General features: G+C 39.6%; 17 protein-coding genes and 1 pseudogene. 10 read left to right on the plus strand and 8 right to left on the minus strand.

Going from position 1 to position 19,942, the window contains the following annotated elements:
* Window positions 1-266: 266 nt before the first annotated feature.
* From ACOQO5_RS00360 to ACOQO5_RS00370, 3 genes and pseudogenes are all read right to left on the minus strand, one after another.
* A pseudogene (locus ACOQO5_RS00360) lies at window positions 267-2,827 on the minus strand (ATP-dependent Clp protease ATP-binding subunit).
* A gap of 94 nt (window positions 2,828-2,921) precedes the next feature.
* Window positions 2,922-3,527 (minus strand): WbqC family protein, encoded by a 606-nt coding sequence (locus ACOQO5_RS00365; RefSeq protein WP_420579686.1) that lies wholly within the window; start codon window positions 3,525-3,527, stop codon window positions 2,922-2,924.
* Entirely contained in the window at window positions 3,524-4,150 is a 627-nt protein-coding gene (locus ACOQO5_RS00370; protein ID WP_420579687.1) for an L-threonylcarbamoyladenylate synthase, read from the minus strand. Before ACOQO5_RS00370 ends, ACOQO5_RS00365 begins: the two co-directional genes overlap by 4 nt.
* Before the next feature lie 129 nt (window positions 4,151-4,279).
* Here ACOQO5_RS00370 and mltG point away from each other — a divergent pair, with 129 nt between their 5' ends.
* Entirely contained in the window at window positions 4,280-5,317 is a 1,038-nt protein-coding gene (mltG, locus tag ACOQO5_RS00375; protein WP_420579688.1) for an endolytic transglycosylase MltG, read from the plus strand.
* 42 nt (window positions 5,318-5,359) lie between these two features.
* Here mltG and ACOQO5_RS00380 read toward each other — a convergent pair whose 3' ends face one another.
* Window positions 5,360-6,202, minus strand: a complete 843-nt coding sequence (locus ACOQO5_RS00380) for an IS3 family transposase (RefSeq protein ID WP_420579689.1) — start codon at window positions 6,200-6,202, stop codon at window positions 5,360-5,362.
* Window positions 6,203-6,225: 23 nt separating this feature from the next.
* Window positions 6,226-6,660 (minus strand): transposase, encoded by a 435-nt coding sequence (locus ACOQO5_RS00385; RefSeq protein ID WP_420579690.1) that lies wholly within the window; start codon window positions 6,658-6,660, stop codon window positions 6,226-6,228.
* Between the two features lie 125 nt (window positions 6,661-6,785).
* Between ACOQO5_RS00385 and ACOQO5_RS00390 the strand changes: the two genes are divergently transcribed.
* Window positions 6,786-7,118, plus strand: coding sequence for an MGMT family protein (locus tag ACOQO5_RS00390; RefSeq protein WP_420579691.1), 333 nt, complete (start codon window positions 6,786-6,788; stop codon window positions 7,116-7,118).
* On the opposite strand, the gene ACOQO5_RS00395 is transcribed toward ACOQO5_RS00390, so the two are convergent.
* Complete coding sequence (locus ACOQO5_RS00395; RefSeq protein ID WP_420579692.1) at window positions 7,113-8,546, minus strand: sodium:solute symporter; 1,434 nt, start codon at window positions 8,544-8,546, stop codon at window positions 7,113-7,115. The genes ACOQO5_RS00390 and ACOQO5_RS00395 overlap by 6 nt on opposite strands.
* Window positions 8,547-8,695: 149 nt before the next feature.
* Between ACOQO5_RS00395 and ACOQO5_RS00400 the strand changes: the two genes are divergently transcribed.
* Window positions 8,696-9,814 carry a fatty acid desaturase family protein gene (locus tag ACOQO5_RS00400; protein WP_420579693.1) on the plus strand — a complete coding sequence of 373 codons (1,119 nt, stop codon included), beginning with the start codon at window positions 8,696-8,698 and terminating at the stop codon, window positions 9,812-9,814.
* Window positions 9,815-9,817: 3 nt separating this feature from the next.
* On the opposite strand, the gene ACOQO5_RS00405 is transcribed toward ACOQO5_RS00400, so the two are convergent.
* Both ACOQO5_RS00405 and ACOQO5_RS00410 read right to left on the minus strand, forming a co-directional pair.
* Window positions 9,818-11,176, minus strand: a complete 1,359-nt coding sequence (locus ACOQO5_RS00405) for a hypothetical protein (protein ID WP_420579694.1) — start codon at window positions 11,174-11,176, stop codon at window positions 9,818-9,820.
* 154 nt (window positions 11,177-11,330) lie between these two features.
* A complete protein-coding gene (locus ACOQO5_RS00410) occupies window positions 11,331-12,512 on the minus strand; it encodes a trans-sulfuration enzyme family protein (protein WP_420579695.1) in 1,182 nt (393 codons plus the stop codon).
* 119 nt (window positions 12,513-12,631) lie between these two features.
* Between ACOQO5_RS00410 and ACOQO5_RS00415 the strand changes: the two genes are divergently transcribed.
* From ACOQO5_RS00415 to ACOQO5_RS00445, 7 genes are all read left to right on the plus strand, one after another.
* Window positions 12,632-13,648 carry a homoserine O-acetyltransferase family protein gene (locus tag ACOQO5_RS00415; protein ID WP_420579696.1) on the plus strand — a complete coding sequence of 339 codons (1,017 nt, stop codon included), beginning with the start codon at window positions 12,632-12,634 and terminating at the stop codon, window positions 13,646-13,648.
* An 83-nt stretch (window positions 13,649-13,731) separates the two neighbouring features.
* The gene (locus ACOQO5_RS00420) at window positions 13,732-15,291 is read left to right on the plus strand and encodes an ArnT family glycosyltransferase (protein WP_420579697.1); all 1,560 of its coding nucleotides are present in this window, start codon (window positions 13,732-13,734) and stop codon (window positions 15,289-15,291) included.
* A 138-nt stretch (window positions 15,292-15,429) separates the two neighbouring features.
* Window positions 15,430-16,839 carry an MBL fold metallo-hydrolase gene (locus ACOQO5_RS00425; protein ID WP_420579698.1) on the plus strand — a complete coding sequence of 470 codons (1,410 nt, stop codon included), beginning with the start codon at window positions 15,430-15,432 and terminating at the stop codon, window positions 16,837-16,839.
* A gap of 6 nt (window positions 16,840-16,845) precedes the next feature.
* Entirely contained in the window at window positions 16,846-17,160 is a 315-nt protein-coding gene (locus ACOQO5_RS00430; protein WP_420579699.1) for a rhodanese-like domain-containing protein, read from the plus strand.
* A gap of 9 nt (window positions 17,161-17,169) precedes the next feature.
* Window positions 17,170-17,466, plus strand: coding sequence for an ArsR/SmtB family transcription factor (locus ACOQO5_RS00435; protein WP_420579700.1), 297 nt, complete (start codon window positions 17,170-17,172; stop codon window positions 17,464-17,466).
* An 18-nt stretch (window positions 17,467-17,484) separates the two neighbouring features.
* The gene (locus ACOQO5_RS00440; protein WP_420579701.1) at window positions 17,485-18,849 is read left to right on the plus strand and encodes a TolC family protein; all 1,365 of its coding nucleotides are present in this window, start codon (window positions 17,485-17,487) and stop codon (window positions 18,847-18,849) included.
* Between the two features lie 13 nt (window positions 18,850-18,862).
* Window positions 18,863-19,942: an efflux RND transporter periplasmic adaptor subunit gene (locus tag ACOQO5_RS00445; RefSeq protein WP_420579702.1), complete on the plus strand. Its 1,080-nt coding sequence runs from the start codon at window positions 18,863-18,865 to the stop codon at window positions 19,940-19,942.

Consider the following 19,942-nt stretch of genomic DNA (forward strand, 5'->3'; position numbering starts at 1 on the left):
AATAAGATTTCTCACTTCACCACTCCCTCGGTCGGATCGTTCGAAATGACAATAGAATTATGAGTGTCTTTATGATTTGTCATCTCGGTCCCTATAAGTATCGAGAGAGAGATCTTAACGTCATTAAATGAGTGAACAAAAAAAGAGCGCAGGATTCATAACCCTGCGCTCTTTTATCTTCGTCATATCGACCAAAGGGAGATATCTCCAGCTGCACTGCTGCTGTCGGGGGATTTCTCCCTCCTCCGTCACTCGAAATGACGTGGTTACTCTTCTTCCTTCTTCTCTTTCTTAGAAGCTTTTTTCTTCTTTACCGAAATGGTTAGCTCATCTGATTTCGCTTTGTGATCTGCCACTAGCGTTTCACCTTCAGATACCTCACCTTTCAGGATCTCTTCAGCAATCGGATCTTCCAAATACTTTTGAATCGCTCTGTTTAGTGGTCTGGCACCGTATTGAGAGTCATAGCCTTTTTCAGACAAGAAGTCTTTGGCTTTGTCTGTCAATTCGATGTTGTAGCCCAAGTCGATGATTCTTTCGAGCAAGCTATCCAAAGTAATATCGATGATCTTGTGAATGTGCTCTCTTTCCAAAGAGTTGAAAGTAATCACATCATCCAATCTGTTTAAGAACTCTGGACTGAACGTCTTCTTCAAAGCACTTTGAATCGTAGACTTCATCACCTCATCCAGATTGTCCTTTTTGTTCTTGTTCATGAATCCAATGCCAGCACCAAAGTCCTTCAAGTCGCGTACTCCGATATTAGAAGTCATGATGATGATTGTATTTCTGAAATCGACTTTTCGACCCAAACCATCAGTCAGAATACCGTCATCGAGCACTTGCAACAAGATGTTGAATACGTCTGGGTGAGCCTTTTCGATCTCATCCAAAAGCACTACACTATATGGCTTTCTTCTAACTTTCTCCGTCAGCTGACCGCCTTCTTCGTAGCCTACGTATCCCGGAGGTGCTCCTACGAGTCTCGATACAGAGAATTTCTCCATATACTCACTCATATCGATTCTTACTAACGCATCGTCCTTATCGAACAAGTATTGGGAAAGTACTTTCGCCAATTCTGTTTTACCTACACCGGTAGGGCCTAAGAATACAAATGAACCAATTGGTTTCTTTGGATCTTTCAAGCCTACTCTGGTACGCTGGATCGCTTTTGCCAATTTTTCGATGACTTCGTCCTGACCGATGATTTTTTTCTTCAAATCACCTTTCATGCCGAGCAACTTATTGCTCTCTTTTTGAGCGACACGTTTGGCCGGTACGCCAGTCATCATAGCGATTACTTCAGCTACATTTTCTTCATTTACAGTGAATCGCTGAGATTTAGTCTCTTCTTCCCATTTGGCCTTAGCCAATTCCAACTGCTCGATAAGTTTCTTCTCCTTGTCACGAAGCTGCGCTGCCTCTTCGTACTTTTGACTTTTCACTACCTGATTCTTCTGGACCTTGATGTCTTCGATATCATCTTCCAGGCTCACAATTTCGTCAGGGACATAAATATTGTTGATGTGAACTCTCGATCCAGCTTCGTCCATTACATCAATGGCTTTGTCCGGCAAAAATCTGTCGCTGATATAACGATCAGATAAATTCACACAAGCGTCGATGGCCTCTTCCGTATAGTTTACATTGTGATGGCTCTCGTACTTGTCTTTAATATTGTTTAGGATTTGTTTGGTCTCATCCGGTGTAGTGGCGTCTACCATTACGATTTGGAACCTACGAGCCAAAGCCCCATCTTTTTCAATATACTGTCTATATTCATCCAGTGTAGTAGCTCCGATGCATTGGATTTCTCCACGGGCAAGTGCTGGTTTAAACATGTTGGAAGCATCCAAAGAGCCAGAGGCTCCACCTGCTCCAACAATTGTATGCAATTCATCAATGAATAAAATTACTTCCGGAGATTTTTCAATCTCGTTCATGACAGCCTTCATTCTTTCTTCGAACTGTCCTCTATATTTAGTTCCTGCTACAAGTGAGGCTAAATCGAGTGTAACCACTCTTTTGCCAAACAAAACACGTGATACCTTCTTCTGAATGATACGAAGGGCTAGTCCTTCTGCTATGGCAGTTTTACCAACACCAGGTTCCCCAATCAGAATAGGATTATTTTTCTTTCTTCTACTTAAAATCTGAGCTACACGCTCTATTTCTTTGTCACGGCCGACGATAGGATCTAAAGCATCTTCCTCAGCCATCTTAGTTAAATCTCGACCGAAATTATCAAGCACAGGTGTTCTGGATTTGTCACCACCTTTCGCAGATTCTTTGCTTGATGATGAACCTCCACCAGCACCACTACCAGACCCAAAGAGTCTTGAAGAATCTTCATCAGGTTCGTCTGTGTCGGACGAGCCCATCGGGTGCTCGGTTTGATATTCTAGTAGTTCTTTCACTACGTCGTAGGCTACATCAAATTTGTCTAGAATCTGTGTACCGATATTATCTTCATCTCTCAATATTGAAAGCAACAAATGCTCAGTGCCTATCAAATGGCTCTTAAAGATTTTTGCTTCGAGATAGGTAATTTTTAAAACTTTTCAGATTGTCGGGTCAATGGAATGTTAGCGAGGTTCTTTACGTTGTTAGTGGCAGAACCTTTGGTAGCTTTTTCTATGGAAGCTCTCAATTCATCCAGAGAAACGCCTAACTTCTTCAATAGACTTACTGCTACACCCTCACCTTCACGGATCATGCCTAATATCAAATGCTCAGTTCCGATATAATCATGTCCTAGTCTTAACGCCTCTTCTCTACTTAACGAAATGACTTCCTTTACCCTATTTGAAAACTTTGCCTCCATATGCTACTTTGTGTGTAGTAAAAATAAATTTTAATATCCTAAAATCTAATCCAAAAACGAAATAATTAAACGAATCGTTTCCTGACTTTAGAAATTATAAGTATTTGTTCGAATCCGGCCCAACACAACTGAGCAAATCCAGAATACTAAGGTTTGCAGCAAATTTGCTACCAAACAATTGTTGATAAGGGATAGGGGTGAAATACTTCCGACAAATATAATCTGTTTTTGGGTGGATGAGCGAACGAACATCCTCCGTTTCGTCGAATGGCCCTTTTTCATAGGTGGATGTGTATTTTATCTCGGTGTCAATTTGGAGAACTTTGAGACAGAATGTCAGCACTTCGTTATTGAGTGCCAAAAGTGTTTCATGTTTTTTGAATAAAATACTGTGGAGATAGGGCTCGTAGTATTCAAAAAATGGGGATTTATTGTAAGCTGAAATGATCGCTCGCCAATGTTGGTTGAGCCATTTTTGACCATAGTCGATTTTGATTTCGTCCATGGGTATTTTTTTGTTGCCGCCGATCATTGGAATGGCTAATGGAAGCACCCTGTTAGCATCGAGTATATAGCATCTATTCCGATAGGTTTGCTTGACGAAGTGCTCTTTTGTTTCGACCCAAACTTCTTTTCGATTTTTGATCAAACTAAAATATTCGAGGCAGGGAAAGTATTGGCTTTCTATTATTGTCCTCATAGAAGCTCATTCAAATCGCCCAGCCCTTCTCTTACCAATTCCGGTTCGTCAGAGGTGCAATCGACCACGGTACTGGCTACAACTTCTCCATATCCTCCATCAATGACTATATCCACTAATCCGTTATATTTTTCATAGATCAGTTCGGGGTCTGTTGAATATTCTAGTACTTCATCATCATCGTGGATAGAAGTAGTAATTATTGGATTGCCAAGACTATTGACAATCTCTCTAGGAATATTATTGTCAGGCACTCTGATACCGACAGTTTTTTTAGAAGCATTCAATAGCTTGGGTACTTTATTGCTGGCATTTAAAATAAATGTAAATGGACCAGGCAATGCCTTTTTCATCAGTTTGAATACTGGATTAGGTAACGATTTGGTGTATTCTGAAATATGACTCAAGTCGTAACAGATGAAGGAGAAGTTAGTCTTTCCTTTGATCTGTTTCAGCCTTTTAATTTTTTCAATGGCCTTGGTGTTAAAAATACTACAGCCCATACCATAAATTGTATCGGTTGGATAGATGATAACCCCTCCATTTTCCAATGTTTTTACAATGGTGTCAATTTTTTGAGGATCTGGATTTTCCTCGTAGAGCTTGATAAATTTGGTCTCCATGATTCGGCAATAAAATTACACAAATGAAAGGAGTCTGAAGCTTGATGTCGGAAGTTGGCAATAAAAAACTTCTGACATCCGACTTCTGACTTCTGTTTTAATTACCGAGTTCCCTTACTTTTGCCACCGATGGATAAAAAGAAAATAGTAATAGGTTCGGCAATCGTGGCTTTTTCCATGATGCTTTCCTCTTTTGGGTTTTACTTTTGGCAGATGATCTATTCACCCAATTTTTTGGTGGAGCAAGATCCAAAACCCCTTATGATCCGAACAGGAACAACCTTCAAAGATGTTCAGAATCAACTGTATGATGGTAGATATATAAATGATCTGGTGTCATTTAGTTTCCTATCCAAAATAATGGACTACGATAAGTTGGTGAAACCGGGATTGTACCTCATTGAGCCAGGAATGACCAATGTGCAAGTGATTAGAATGCTCCGATCTGGTGATCAGACGGAAGTTAATGTCACCTTCAATAATGCACGTTTACTAGCTGACCTTCCAGAAAAAATCACTCGTAATCTTGAGATGACCGAAGAGCAATTTGCTTCGCTTATCTTAAATGATTCCATTCAGCAATCACTTGGGTTCGATAGTTTAACTTTTATTGGGATGTTTATTCCTAATACTTATAAAATGTGGTGGAACACCAAGCCTGAGGATTTGTTGTCTCGACTGAAAAAGGAGTATGATAAGTTTTGGAGTGATGAAAGATTAGCGAAAGCCGATGTGCTGGGATTAACTCCCAAGGAGGTTTCTGCATTGGCTGCGATTGTTCAGGCAGAGACTGTGAAGTCAGATGAGCGACCAGTCGTAGCTGGTGTTTATTTGAATAGAATAAAAAGAGGCTATCCGCTGCAGGCTGACCCAACTTTAGTATTTGCTGCACAGGATTTTACCATCAAAAGAGTACTAAATAAGCATAAGGCTATTGATTCACCATATAACACCTATAAGTATCAAGGGTTACCGCCTGGGCCTATCAATATGCCGAGTATTACTTCTATTGATGCGGTATTAAATGCACAGGAACACAAGTATTTATATTTCTGTGCAAAAGAAGATTTTTCAGGCTATCATAATTTTGCGACAAACCTGATTGATCATAATCGAAACGCGGAGAAGTTTCAGCGAGCCATGAATGAGGCTGGGATTTATAAGTAATGACTAGTCCTAAATAAGCGTTACAGATTTTAGGATAAAATATTAGATAGCATCGGGTTTCAACTCGATGCTATTTTTGTTTCTATAGTTTCTGATCTTGACCTTATCTTGCTGGTGCATAAGGGCTGGTGTATTCATCCAACAGCTCCAATGAGGCCGATCATGATTGTAAATATAAATACTCTGCTCAATGAGTTTGTCCATTAGTGTTACATCTGATGTGGTGATCCCTAAGATAAATTCATGTTTCAATATCCCATTCACCCTTTCGGCTATAGCATTTTGATACGGATCATAGGTTTCTGTCATACTACAAGTAATTGCTGCCTCATCAAGCAACTGCTGATAAGCATCGCAACAATACTGCAACCCTCTGTCTGAGTGATGGATCAACATTCGCTCAGGATATATACGATTGGCAATAGCCATATTAAGGGCTGATATTGCACCTGAAGCATCTAGGCTTTTCGATACATCATAGCCCATGATCCGCTTTGAATAAGCATCCGTGACCAGCGATAAATACATCGGGTTTTTCCGTGTTCCAATGTAGGTGATATCCGATACCCATACTTGCTCAGGCCTTTGTATGGAAAGCCCATCAATAAGGTTTTTATGTTTTCTAAATCGATGATGTGAGTCAGTAGTAATATGATATTGTCTCTTAGGTGCTATTTGGAGGTGATTTGCTTTCATAATAGCAAATAGCCTGTCTCTTCCAACTCCCAGCGGCTGAAGTTGGTCATAAAGTAAATGATACAACTTTCTGGTACCGATACGAGGCATTTTCATACGCACCTTTTCAACCATGATTACTACCTTGGTGGCTATTTCTTGCTTTTGTTTACTCCTTCTGATAGAGCGGTAATAGATTTGCCTATTCATCCCCAACAGTCTACAGATCTGGGTTACCCCTTCTTTTTGTTCAACCTTGAATCGATCAACTGTTGGGGTAAAGACTTTTTTCTGATAGGGAGTTTGAATTCTTCTTCGGCTATGTCGATCATCATATCAAAGAAAATAGCTTTCTTATCTGCGTTTTCAACCTGCTGTTCAAGCTCTTTTTTCTGTTTTTCCAACAGCCGTACTTTCTGTTCGAGTTCGTATAGTTTTTGGTCTTTAGATTTTGGCATCCGAAGTGTTGATTTATTGACCCAATCAAAGTTACCGTATTTCCGAAGCCAATTGGTAACTGTAGAGTGTGACTGAATACCATACTTGCGAGCGGCGGCTTTTATACCTAACTCTCCGCTTTCAACTTCTGACACAACTGACAATTTAAAAGCGTAGCTGTAGTCCTTCTGTGTTCTTTTAACATACTTGTTCTCTGTGAGTTCGTTCATGACGTCGTTTTTTGTGTAACGCTATTTCAGGACGAGACATAATATTCAAAAATCAAATCGCAAGCTCCAAAACCCAAATTTTTTATTTGTGATTTGTGATTTGATTTTTGTGATTTGATTTTTAAATGAAAGAACACTCATTTTTCAAAGACGTCTACGAAGTAGTAAAACTGATTCCTGAGGGGAGGGTGACTAATTACGGAGCCATCGGTAAGTACTTAGGTTCTGGACTGAGTGCCAGAATGGTAGGTTGGGCCATGAACGCTGCGCACGGGCAGCCAGATGTTCCTGCGCATCGTGTAGTGAATAGTCAAGGTTTACTCACAGGAAAAATGCATTTCACCACGCCGACGACCATGCAAGAAAAATTAGAAGACGAAGGTTTGACTATAGTTAAAGACAAAATTCAAAACTTCAAGGAGTACTACTGGGACCCGGCAATTGAGCTAGAGCTATGATTTTTTAATCAAAGCCACAAGTCCCAAAAAGGTTAACAATCCATTTAACAAAAGCAACTCAAATCCGAATTTGTAACCGCCAAGTAAGTCTTCTGAATTTTCGTTAATCATATAAGTAAGGATTGGAGCCAAAATACAGACCAATGGAATCCAGTGATCTTTCACTTTTTGCTTAGTGAACAATCCGAAAGCATACAATCCTAGTAATGGGCCATAGGTATATCCAGCTGCTGTCAATACAGAATTTATCACGCTGTCATTATTAATGGCTTGGAAAATCAGAATAACGAAAAATATCAGAATAGAAAAACCAAAGTGAACCATCATTCTTTTTTTGCCATCGTTTTGGCTTGGATCTTTGTCCAAAAAATCAATATAAAAGGAAGTAGTAAGTGCAGTCAAGGCCGAGTCCGCACTAGAATAGGCCGCAGCTGTGATCCCAAGTAAAAACACAATACCGCCTAGAATTCCGAAGTGATTCATGGCTAAATAGGGAAAAAGGGCATCCGTAGTGTTTGTCAAGTCTATCTGATTGACTTCAACAAAATGATAAAGCAACACGCCGAGAGAAAGAAAAAGTAAGTTGGCAAAAATCAACACGATACTGAACCAAAAAACATTCTTCTGAGCGTCTCCCAATGATCGGCAGGTTAGATTTTTCTGCATCATGTCCTGATCCAAGCCTGTCATGACTATGGCAATAAATGCCCCAGCAATAAACTGTTTGAAAAAATTGCGTGGTGCTTGCCAATCCCAAATGAAGGTGTCAGATAATTCACTTGTTTGAACGACTTGTATCAGTCTGTCAAATGAAAGATTCAGTTGACTTCCAATAATTGAAATGCTAATGCCTACTGCCAAAAGCATAAACAAAGTTTGTAAGGTATCAGTCCAGACGATGGTCTTAATGCCGCCTTTGAAAGTGTACAGCCAAATCAATGAGATAGTAACAAATACAGATACCGAAAAGGGAATGTTGAATGCATCGAAAAAGGCGATCTGGAGTACGGTAGCAACTAAAAACAATCTGAATGAAGCCCCAATCACCCTGGATATGAGAAAAAAGAAAGCACCTGTTTTATAAGCATTTTTCCCAAATCTAGAATCTAAGTACTGGTAGATAGATACCAAATTCATTTTGTAATACAGTGGTAGAAGAACCGAGGCAATCACCAAATAACCAAGCAAATAGCCAAGCACCATTTGAAAGTACGCCCAGTGACTATTGCCCACCTCGCCTGGCACTGATATGAAAGTGACTCCGGAAAGTGAGGCACCTATCATCCCGAAGGCAACCAAATACCAGGGGGATTGTCTATTAGCTGTAAAGAAAGATTCAGCGTCTGAATTTTTGGATGTGAAGTGAGCAATTGTCATTAAGAGAATGAAGTATCCGGCAATGACTGAAAACACCAATAATGGACTCATGAATAAGCTTTAGATTTTTATTGTGACAAACATACTGATTCTTGTCATATTAACTAATCAGCCATTCGAAGCGAACTTAGTCATATTGGGGTTATATTGCGGGTCGGTTTTAGCATAGCGCTGAATACTTAAAGTAATTCAAAGAATTAATGAGCGAAGTAGGGAATATTTATTTCAACAATGAAGATGCAAAGTCTAAGGAATTTGCCAAAGTGTTGAACGGAAGAGTGAATGAGTACTTTAAGGCTAAAGGCGTTTCAAAGTACGGCAACCTAGAAATGTACATCAAAACAGTTTTTATGCTGTGTTTGTTTTTTGCTCCCTTTGCGAGCTTGGTGTATTACGAGCCGAGTGGGTTGCTTGCTATTGTGCTATGTATCCTGATGGGTCTGGGAATGGCTGGCATTGGATTAGGTGTCATGCATGATGGCATACACGGGGCATATTCAGCTAAAAGTTCTGTCAATAAATTGTTGGGCTATACTTTGAATTTGGTAGGTGGCTGTGCCATCAACTGGAAGATTCAACACAACATCAAGCACCATACTTATACAAATATTGAAGATCACGACGAAGACATCGAGCCAAAAGCCATTCTTCGATTTCATCCTGCAACTAAGCTGAAACCAGTGCACAAGTACCAATATATCTATGCTTGGGCATTTTATGCGTTGGGGACTTTTTTCTGGGTGACTTTCAAGGATTTTGCTAAAATGATCAGATACACGAAAGAGGGTCTGTTGGAGAAGAATACGAATAGTGTTGTAAAGGAATACGCTATCCTTATTCTGACTAAAGTGGTTTATTACACCTACGTTATAGGATTGCCGGTCATGTACACTTCTTATACTGGAGGCGAGATTTTCCTTGGTTTTTTTGTAATGCATTTGACAGCCGGTACGGCTTTAGGTTTCATTTTTCAACCTGCTCATTTGCTTGAAGAAGTGGAATATCCACAGCCCGATGAAAATGGGAATGTACCATATTCAAGGTTTGTTCATCAATTGTACACTTCTGTGAATTTTGCAAATAGTAACAAATTTGTGACTTGGTACGCTGGTGGCTTAAACTATCAGGTTGAGCATCATTTGTATCCTCATATTTGCCATGTGCATTATCATGCCATAGCACCTATTGTTAAGGAGACAGCTGCGGAATATGGAATACCTTATCATGCGAAAGAAGGATTTTTCGAAACGCTACGCGAACACACTAATATGCTCAAATGGCTGGGTACACCAGACAGCCAGCTGGCAACTGCCTCCTAGACGCTAGGGCTTGCTATACCAAAATGGAATTGTAGCCAGGTCATAGAGCTTTCTGTTCTGGACACTGTCTAACCTTACTTTTTTTATCTCTAATATATTTTCACCTATTTTAAAATTATGAGTTGGGATGACGGTGATCAATCCTTTCTGATTTTTATCTGGGTGGTTGTAAAATCGAAAATTCAATTCCTGATAAAGAGAGTCATTGATACTAATATGAAAGAGATTGCTCAAGCATTCTAGAATGATGGCATACTCTTCAGGCGAGTTTTTTCTGCTATTGATATTTAAACTTCCTCCTTCCAGAATCATGTCCAATTTCCAATTGAGACCATCTTCTTTTTCTGGGATATAGTCTGCACAGTGGCTTTGGATCATAGAATTATCAGCCGCATCGTATCTTAGGAATAGTTTTACAAATGGTTGATTGACCATGTCAGACTCCAAACTGGCTGTATAAACATATTCATCTTCTGATCTTAAGTTGTCATAATGGTTGGACGACATATATAGATCATGATCCTCGTCTGGATAATAAGGATGTTGATCAAACTTGAAGAGCAAAGAGAAAATTAGAATGAATGCTGCAAGGCCATAAACCAACCGTATTTTCCTCTTAGAAAACTTACTAATCATATAGTAGTAAATACTTCGGCTTAGCACTGATAAGGTTACTAAGTTGTATAGCCTATAAAATGGGTAGTAAACTTTAGAAAACCATCTAAATTTTTTGAAGAATCCTAGTGTGAAGTAATCGATCATGTATATCAGCCCAGTGACCAAGATCAACGGAAGCATGGTAAGCGCCAATACGTTTACTACAGTGTCCATCCAATCTGATATATCCGCTAGAGCATTGAGAATGACTGCCACCATCCCAAAGAAGATCAAATACATACCAAATGCCAACAGAATCGAGATCACCAGAAAGGCGAAGGCGAAAATTACACTGCATATTTCATCGAGTTTGATCACCAGTTGATCAAGGCTGATTACTTTTTTCTTCAACTTTTCGGTAAAAAAATCACTATAGTTGAGGCTGGAGAAATTGATTTTTGACTGCACCGAACGTAGCCCAATGGTGCCAATCCAAAAACCTCGGAGCATAAGGTGAGCAATTAAAAAGAAGGTGAGTGCTTCCAGAGATTTGAATAGCAGCCCTATAAATAAATAGAGCATACTGTATCGCCCTGAAGTGAGGTCATACTGGAATTCGATTTCAGTAATAAATCCTTCAAAAGAGATTGTGGCTTGAATCAAAAGGAAAATGGTAAATGCCGAAACGAGAAGTTCTAGCTGCCAACTTTCCCGCTCCAATTTATTCAGCCATTCACTGATTTGGTCTTTGGTTTTGTCGCTCATTTAGATTTTGGTTTGTCTAAATTTAGTATATGTGCGATTTTTTAATGCCTGTTTACTAAGTAAACATTAAATCAGGGATAATTTAATGTTTGGCCATAATAATCTAAAAACCCCTCCTTAGAGAAGGAGGATGGGAGGATTGATGTCGCCGTAATTAGTTTGCAGATCCCTCAAAAGCCTGTTCCAAATCAGCAATAATATCTTCGATATGCTCTAGACCTGCAGAAATACGGATGAGGTTAGGCGCGATTCCCGTAGCCGCTCTTTCGTCATCGGTAAGACGAGCATGCGTAGTCGAAGCTGGATGTGTCACTATCGTACGTGTATCACCAAGATTAGCGGTCAAGCTGCACATTTCGATACTGTTGAGAAACTGACGTCCTCTTTCTACTCCACCCTTGATGCCGAAGCAAACCATGCCTCCACCACTTTTCATCTGTTTTTTAGCTATGCCATGTTGTGGATGTGAAGGTAAGAATGGATATCTCACCCATTCTACTTGGTCATTGGACTCGAGCCATTTGGCTACTTTCAATGCATTGTCAGCGTGTTTTTCCATGCGGATTGCCAACGTCTCCAGGCTTTTGGATAGTACCCATGCATTGAAAGGGGACAAAGCTGGACCGGTACTTCTACTGAAGGTATAAATCTCTTTAATTAAATCAGCTCTTCCAACGATCATTCCACCCATGACACGACCTTGACCATCCAGATATTTAGTGGCAGAATGAATCACTAGGTCAGCACCATATTGAATAGGCTGCTGGATATATGGTGTGGCAAAGCAGTTATCTACAATCAGAATTAGATTGTTCTTTTTTGCAAAAGTACCAGCAAACTCAAGATCAATCAATTCGATGCCGGGATTGGTAGGTGTTTCTAAGAATAGTACTTTCGAGTTCTTTTGTACTTTATCTTGCCAGCTGTCCGTGTTATCCAAGTCTAAATAAGTGCTTTCTATCTGGTATTTAGGTAAAAACTTAGTAATCACTGAATGAGAGGAGCCGAAAATAGATCGGCAAGAAAGTAAGTGATCACCTGCATTGAGCAAAGTGGCAAACGTAGAAAACACGGCTGCCATTCCTGTAGCTGTCGCATAGCCTGCTTCTGCACCTTCAAGGGCACACATTTTGTTGATAAACTCTGTGGTATTTGGGTTAGTAAATCGACTATAAGTATTGCGATCAATTTCTTCAGCAAAAGTGGCTCGCATTTCTTCGGCGTCATCAAAAACAAAACTTGATGTGAGATACATCGGTGATGCATGTTCCTTTTCATGCGTCGTTTCAATTTGAGTTCTGATAGCGTTGGTTTCGAAATGTTTGTATTTTTTCATAGAAAGCCCTTCAATAATTCTAACAGTTTTTTGCAAATATGTGAAGTTCGTATCTAAAATGGATTCTTAGGGTGAACTATTATGGTACATTTATTAGGTTTGCGCCTTCAAATTTTTCTATGAGCCAAACAGCCTCTATATATCTCCATAACGAACCTTTTGAATTAGAAAGGGGTGGGGTGCTTTCGCAACTCGAAATAGCCTATCACACCTATGGCGAAATGAATGCGGATAAATCCAATGTGGTTTGGGTTTTTCATGCGCTCACTGCAAGTTCAGATGCTTTAGACTGGTGGCCAGGGCTCTTCGATGCTGATTGTGCAATCAATCCAGAAAAGCACTTCATTGTTTGTGCTAATATTCTAGGTTCTACCTACGGTACTACAGGTCCTCATTCAGTTAATCCAGAAACAGGTAAACCTTATTATTCTGATTTTCCGAGGATCACCATTAGAGATATGGTCAAAGCTCATCAAGTACTTAGGGACTATTTAGGGATTGAAAAAATTGCTATTGGCATTGGTGGATCGATGGGTGGATTTCAGACTTTCGAATGGGCGGTACAAGAACCTGACACATTCGATAAGTTAATTTTAGTGGCCTCAGCACCTAAGGAATCCCCGTGGAGAATAGGTACTCATGCGACGCAACGTCTGGCGATAGAAGCGGATGCAACCTGGAAGGATCATTCAGTTAATGCGGGAGCCAAAGGGGTAGCAGCGTCTAGAGCTATCGGCATATTGTCTTATCGAAATCATCGAATATTTGAACAAACTCAGTCTGATACAGAGGAGAAAGTGGATGATTTCAGAGCGGAATCTTATATCCGCTACCAAGGTGATAAATTGGTGAATCGTGGCTTTAGTGGTTACATGTTGTGGAATTTGTCTAAAGCATTAGATAGCCATGATGTTGGCCGTGGTCGAGGCGGATTGATAGAAACTCTCGAAGGTTTGAAAACGCCAATATTGCAAATAGGCATTTCTTCAGACCTATTATTTGCTATAGAAGAACAACGTACAATATCAGATCATTTGGTCAATGTCTATTATCATGAAATTCATTCCAAATTCGGTCATGATGGATTTCTTACTGAAACAGAGAAAATCAATCAGTTGATTGAGGAATTTATTTAAGACTTTTCTATTGTAATTGACCTTCTCTGTAAGAGAATAAATAGTCTTGTTATAATTGCAGCTTAGCAAGAAAATAACAGTCCATGAAGATTCCAGTCACTCTTGATAAAAGAGAGGTGTTTTACCTATCCATTTTAGTCCTTACTTTTTTAAGTATTTATTTTTTGGTCTTTGATGCTAAGATGGATACTGGAGGGGATAATTATGAATATTTGAACTACGCCAAATCTATAGCTACAGGTCATGGGTATTCATCCCCATATTCATCCCAATATGAACCAGTCAACTGGTATCCGCCTGGATATTCTACAATGTTAGGCCTGTTGATGACAGTCTTTGGGACAAACATTTTACTGTTTAAACTGTTGAACGGTTTTTTTCTCTGTGCTAGTTTGGTCTTGTTTTATTTTATTATTAAAAAATTGACATCAAACAATTTATTGGCTTTTGCTGTCAACTTCTATCTGATTTTTAATATCGGGTTGTTAAAATTTGGATATATCATAATGTCAGAAATTCCTTATTTGTTTTTGACGATGTTAGCATTATTTTCTCTCACTCATTTTGACAACCTAATCAAGGATAAAGTTTGGAATAAAGCACTGATAGCCACAATAATATCTGTGGCATTAGCCTATTATTTTAGAGGAATCGGTTTGTCATTGGTGGCTGCAGTAGGAGTTTATTTTTTGCTGCAAAAAGAATGGAAGTCTTTGGCTGTCTATACTGGTGGAATTGTTTTGATTCATTTACCATACATGATAAGAAATATGGTTTATGGACTAAATGGACGGTATACGGAGGCACTTCTTCAAGTTAACCCTTGGAAACCAGAATCTGAACAAGTTTATTCGTTTGCAAGCTTTTTGGATAAACTGTTATCCAATTTTGTCTGGGAGATATTAAATGTTTACCCAAAAATGATACTACCAATTCGACAATTAAGATCCATTGGAGAAACTCAAATGCTGATACTGGGCGCCATGTTCTTATTGGTTTCTTTGACTGGAATTGTTTTGATAAAAAAGAAATACAGATACCTATTTTTGAGTTTTTACCTTTTCAATTTGCTTATTGTATTACTGTACCATTCTGGAAATGACTTCAGATATCTGATCCCCTTGATCCCTCTTATGGTCTTTGGATTTATGAATGCACTCAATGAGTTGTTGAACAAAGTAAAAGCCAAACAACAGGCGTTGGCCATATTAATCGTTATTGGAGGTATACTAATGATTCCAAGAATGTATGAGTTTCATGTAATGTCCAAACGAGAACACCATGAGAAATTTAAAACATTCATTGAAATGGCTAATTTTATTAAGTCTCTTGGATTTTCAAATATTACAGTCGCCACTCGAAAGCCGGGCATATTGCATTATTACTCTGGAGCATACGTTCATCGTTATAAATTCAGTCCTAACTCGGATGAAGTTATGATCGACTTAGTGGAAAGCAATGTTGATTTTGTGTTTTTTGACGCTCTAGGATACGGGTCAAATTATAATTATTTGCTTCCAGCTTTAAGAGAATACAAAGAACACTTTAGAGTAATAAAGAGGATTGATAAACCTAGAGGCTTATTGTTGCAGTTCAATAGGATGAAAGTCCGAAAAATAATGAAAAAGAAGGGTTTACTGTAATTACAGTTTATGTTTGAAAGCTGTATGATACTTTTCTTTGAGTTTGACCTTATCATTTAATTTCGTGTGACAAATGTTACAAACTAAGAGCCAACGTTGGCGTACATTTGTAACAAGAAACCCAAATAAGATTTAACTATGAAAATAGAGCAGATATATACTGGTTGTTTGGCGCAAGGAGCCTACTACATTCAAAGTGAAAATGAAGCGGTAATAATTGACCCTTTAAGAGAAGTTGATTCATATGTAGCTAAGGCAATAGATAATAAGGCAACTATCAAATACATTTTTGAAACGCATTTTCATGCAGATTTTGTGTCAGGGCATTTGGATTTGGCCAAAAAAACTGGGGCTAAGATTGTGTTTGGTCCTACTGCAACCACGGAATTTGATAGTCATATTGGTTCCGATGGAGAAATTTTTGAAGTCGGCAAGATAAAAATTAAGTTGCTTCATACACCTGGGCATACTATGGAAAGTAGTACGTTTTTACTTATCGATGAAGAAGGTCGCGAACATGCGATTTTTTCTGGCGATACATTATTTATAGGTGATGTAGGAAGACCGGATTTAGCAGTTAAATCTGATTTATCAGAGGAGGATCTGGCAGGTTATTTATATGACAGTCTTCGAAATAAAATAATGACATTGCCAGATGATGTGTTGGTTTATCCAGCTCATGGAGCAGGCTCAGCCTGTGGTAAGAACATGTCCTCTGAAACGTGGGATACCCTAGGAAATCAGAAAAAAACCAATTATGCGTTGAGAGCTGATATGACCAAGGAAGAATTTATCAAAGAAGTAACTGAAGGTATCATGCCGCCACCACAATACTTTGCTAAAAATGCCATGATGAACAAATCTGGTTATGAGAGCATAGATAAGGTAATGGCCACTGGCACTGTTCCTTTAGATGTCGAGACATTCGAAGCCATGGCGAATCATGAAGGTGCATTAGTATTGGATACTCGTCATCAGAACGAATTTGTCGAGGGACATATTCCCAATTCAATATTCATAGGAATTGATGGAAGTTTTGCTCCTTGGGTAGGGGCTTTGATCACTGACTTGAAGCAACCAATTGTATTCTTGGCAGACGAAGGTAGAGAAGAAGAAGTGGTTACCCGATTGTCTAGAGTTGGATATGATAATACGCTCGGATTTTTAAATGGTGGATTTGCTGCTTGGAAAGACGCAGGGAAAGAGACGGATACTTTGGAATCCATTACGCCTCAAGAATTTGAAGCGAGAATGAATCAAAGCAAATTGGATGTACTTGATGTTAGAAAACCTGGAGAGTATCAGGCTGAGCATGTAGATGAGTCTGTCACATTTCCGCTAGATTTTATCAATACGCACATGAGCGAAGTTGATAAAAACAATAAATATTTTGTGTATTGTGCAGGAGGCTATCGTTCCGTGATTGCTTCTTCGATATTGAAATCCAGAGGTGTTCATGATTTAGTGAATGTAGAGCAAGGTTTCAAAGGAATAAGTCTTACAGGAATAAAAACTACGGACTATGTATGTCCGTCAACTTTAAAATAAGATAAAATGTATCAGAATATAGATGAAATTGACTTTGCCGAGAAGTTAGAAGCAGATGAAAATGGTGTTTTGTTGGATGTAAGAACACAAGAAGAGTATGACGGTGGATATATCGCAGGTTGTGAGTTGATGGATATTTTTCAGCCTGATTTCAAAACAAAGTTGGAAGGGTTGGACAAGTCTAAAAACTACTATGTGTATTGTCGCAGCGGCAACCGCAGCGGTCAGGCGTGTGGCCTGATGGCGCAGATGGGTTTTACAGGAGAACTGTTTAATTTGGAAGGTGGAATCATGGGCTGGACACAGGATTTGGAGTATTAACTTATAGAAATGATGCTTTTGATAGAAGAACAAGAGAAGCTGGAGAAGGTGGCCTTCATTTTGAAGACGATTGGGCATCCAGTGCGTTTGAAAATTCTCTCTTTGCTTTCTGAAAATCAGCAAATGAGTGTCAATGAAATCAGTGAAAGATGTGAGGTAGAGCAATCGCTCATCTCACATCATCTCACAAACATGAAACTCAAAGGCGTGTTGCAAAGTGAAAGAGACGGTAAGAGTATCTTCTATAGTATCAAACTAATGGAAGTACTCAATGTGGTGGAATGTATGTCCAAATGTAGGATTTAAAAAAATTTAATTCTAAATATGAAAATATTAACATATATAAATAAATCAATATTAAAGTCATTGTTAATGATTTTGGTCTTGGGTTTTGTGCAGTCAGTGAGTGCTCAGGGCAGAAAGCCAATGAACCTTGAGGAAGTGGTAGCGCTGGTGCAGCAGCAGAATTGGGACTTGAAAAAAATGAACCAGCAAATAGGAATGACTGCTTCGGATCTCAAGTCAGCCAACTCGGTGTTTTTACCTTCTATCAACTTCACTGAAACATTTACCAATACCACTGATCCAGTGTTGGCCTTTGGCACAAAACTGGGGCAGTCCGCTATTGAACAATCCGATTTTAATCCGGCTTTGTTGAACAATCCGGATAACATTTCGAATTTCAACACCAGCATCAATATTGAACAGCCCTTGTTCAATTTGGATGGAATGTATGGCCGAAAGGCAGCGCTCAAACAATCCGAAGCGAGTATGTATGACAAAGCCTGGGTGCAAAAGATGATAGTTATAAAGGCAAAGAGCCTGTATTATCAATTGGTGCTTACGATCCAGGCCGAAGAGGTATTGGCTCATTTAAAAAGTGCGTCTGAAGCTAATTATAAAGTTGCGCAAGACCTTTTTGACCAGGGTGTGATCACACGAGCGGATGTGCTAGGTGCAGAGTTGAGGGTAAAACAAGTGGAAAGTGAGCGGCTTCGGGCTCAGCATCAGGTGGTTAATGTGAATGCTCAACTGCTACTACACATGGGGGAAGTAGAGGTATATCAGATTGACCCTACTGATCCCATTCCAAAAACCGAAAAAGGAAATGCTTTACTGACCGAGTTCAACTTGTCTGAGCAGCGGGCTGATTTAAAGGCCATGAAATTAAAAGCAGAGGCTGCTGGCTTTAGCTATCAATCTCAGAAAGGAAGTTTTGTGCCTCGCGTGAATGCATTTGGTAGATATAGCATCAACGACCCAAAATTTCTAGGCACACAGGCAGACAACTATCTGCTGGGTGTACAACTGAAATGGGACGTGTTTCAAGGTGGCAAACAAATTGGATCGACTCAAAAGGCAAATTATCAAAAACAACATGCCCAAATCGCTTACGAAGAAAGCAGAAGCCGTGCGGATTTTGAATTGCAACAATTAAAGAATGACTTTGAATTGGCTATCAGGCAAGTGGAACTGGCAAAGCTAAGTGCAGATCAGGCGAGAGCCTTACATCAAATCAGACAGGACCGATTTGCACAAGGGCTGGAAAAAACATCTGATTTGTTGATGGATGAATCCAATTATATGAATCAGGAAATGCAACTATTAAAAACTCAACATGGCTATTTGCAATTGATGTTTCAGTTGGAAGCAGCTACTTCAGAAAATTCAACAGGTGAAAGCCTATAAAAACGTAAGAAGAATGAATTCTATCATAAAAATATCGGCCCTTTTAGCTGCAGTTACCTATCTGACAGCCTGCGGCTCAAAAGATAATTCGGCACCAATTGAAGTAAATCAGGCCTATGTGGAAGTTCAGAAGGTGAACGCGCAAAACATCTCGAACGAATTGCATTATTCAGGTCAGGTGGTTTCTCATAACCAGTCGGTTTTGAGTACCAAGATCATGGGGCAAGTGAGCAGTGTTTTGGTGAAAGCCGGAGATCACGTATCCAAGGGTGATTTGTTGGTGACGATCAGAAGCAATGATGTCAATGCACAACTGGCTTCTGCTAAAGCCATGCTGGATGAGGTGATGGCCGCTCAAGCTAATGCTGATAAGTCATTCGAAAGAATTTTTAACCTAAAAGCAAAAGGAAGTGCTACCCAGCAAGAGTTAGATCAGGCATCCTCTGACAGAGATATGGCAAATGCCCGAGTAGAATCAGCCAGGCAGCAGGTGGCCAGTGTAGAAGAGCTGTTGTCATATGCCAGCCTTCGCTCGCATATTGATGGATTTGTGTCAGCTAAATATGTGAATCCAGGCGACATGGCTAATCCAGGTAGCCCATTGTTGGCTTTGGAGTCTACGCAAAAACTCAAGATTGATGTCAATGTACCTGAATTTGAAGTTGGGTTGTTTAATGAAGGCGATCCGGTGAGTATCCAGTTCAATGCTTTTGAAGATCGAAGTTTCATAGGAGTAGTGGACAGGGTCATACCATCATCAGCCTTTTCGGGAGCGCAGTTCAAAGTGTCGGTGCTAATTGAAAATGCACCCACAGTTATAAAGCCAGGCATGTTTGGTCGGGTGACACGAAATGGGAGAAGCAGCAAGAAAGTGATAGTGCCCGAATTCTCATTGGTTCGAAAAGGCCAATTGGTAGGGGTGTATGTGATCAGCGATCAGAGCGAGGCTATGCTAAGATGGTTGAGGTTGGGTAGAGAAACCAAGGAAGGCTATGAAGTGCTTTCAGGCCTTGATCTGGGAGAGAAGTACGTGGTTTCTAGCGATACTCATCTTAGAGATGGGATAAAAGTGTCAACTACAAATTCGAAATAA

This window comes from Reichenbachiella sp., assembly GCF_965223055.1.
Classification (GTDB): Bacteria; Bacteroidota; Bacteroidia; order Cytophagales; family Cyclobacteriaceae; genus Reichenbachiella.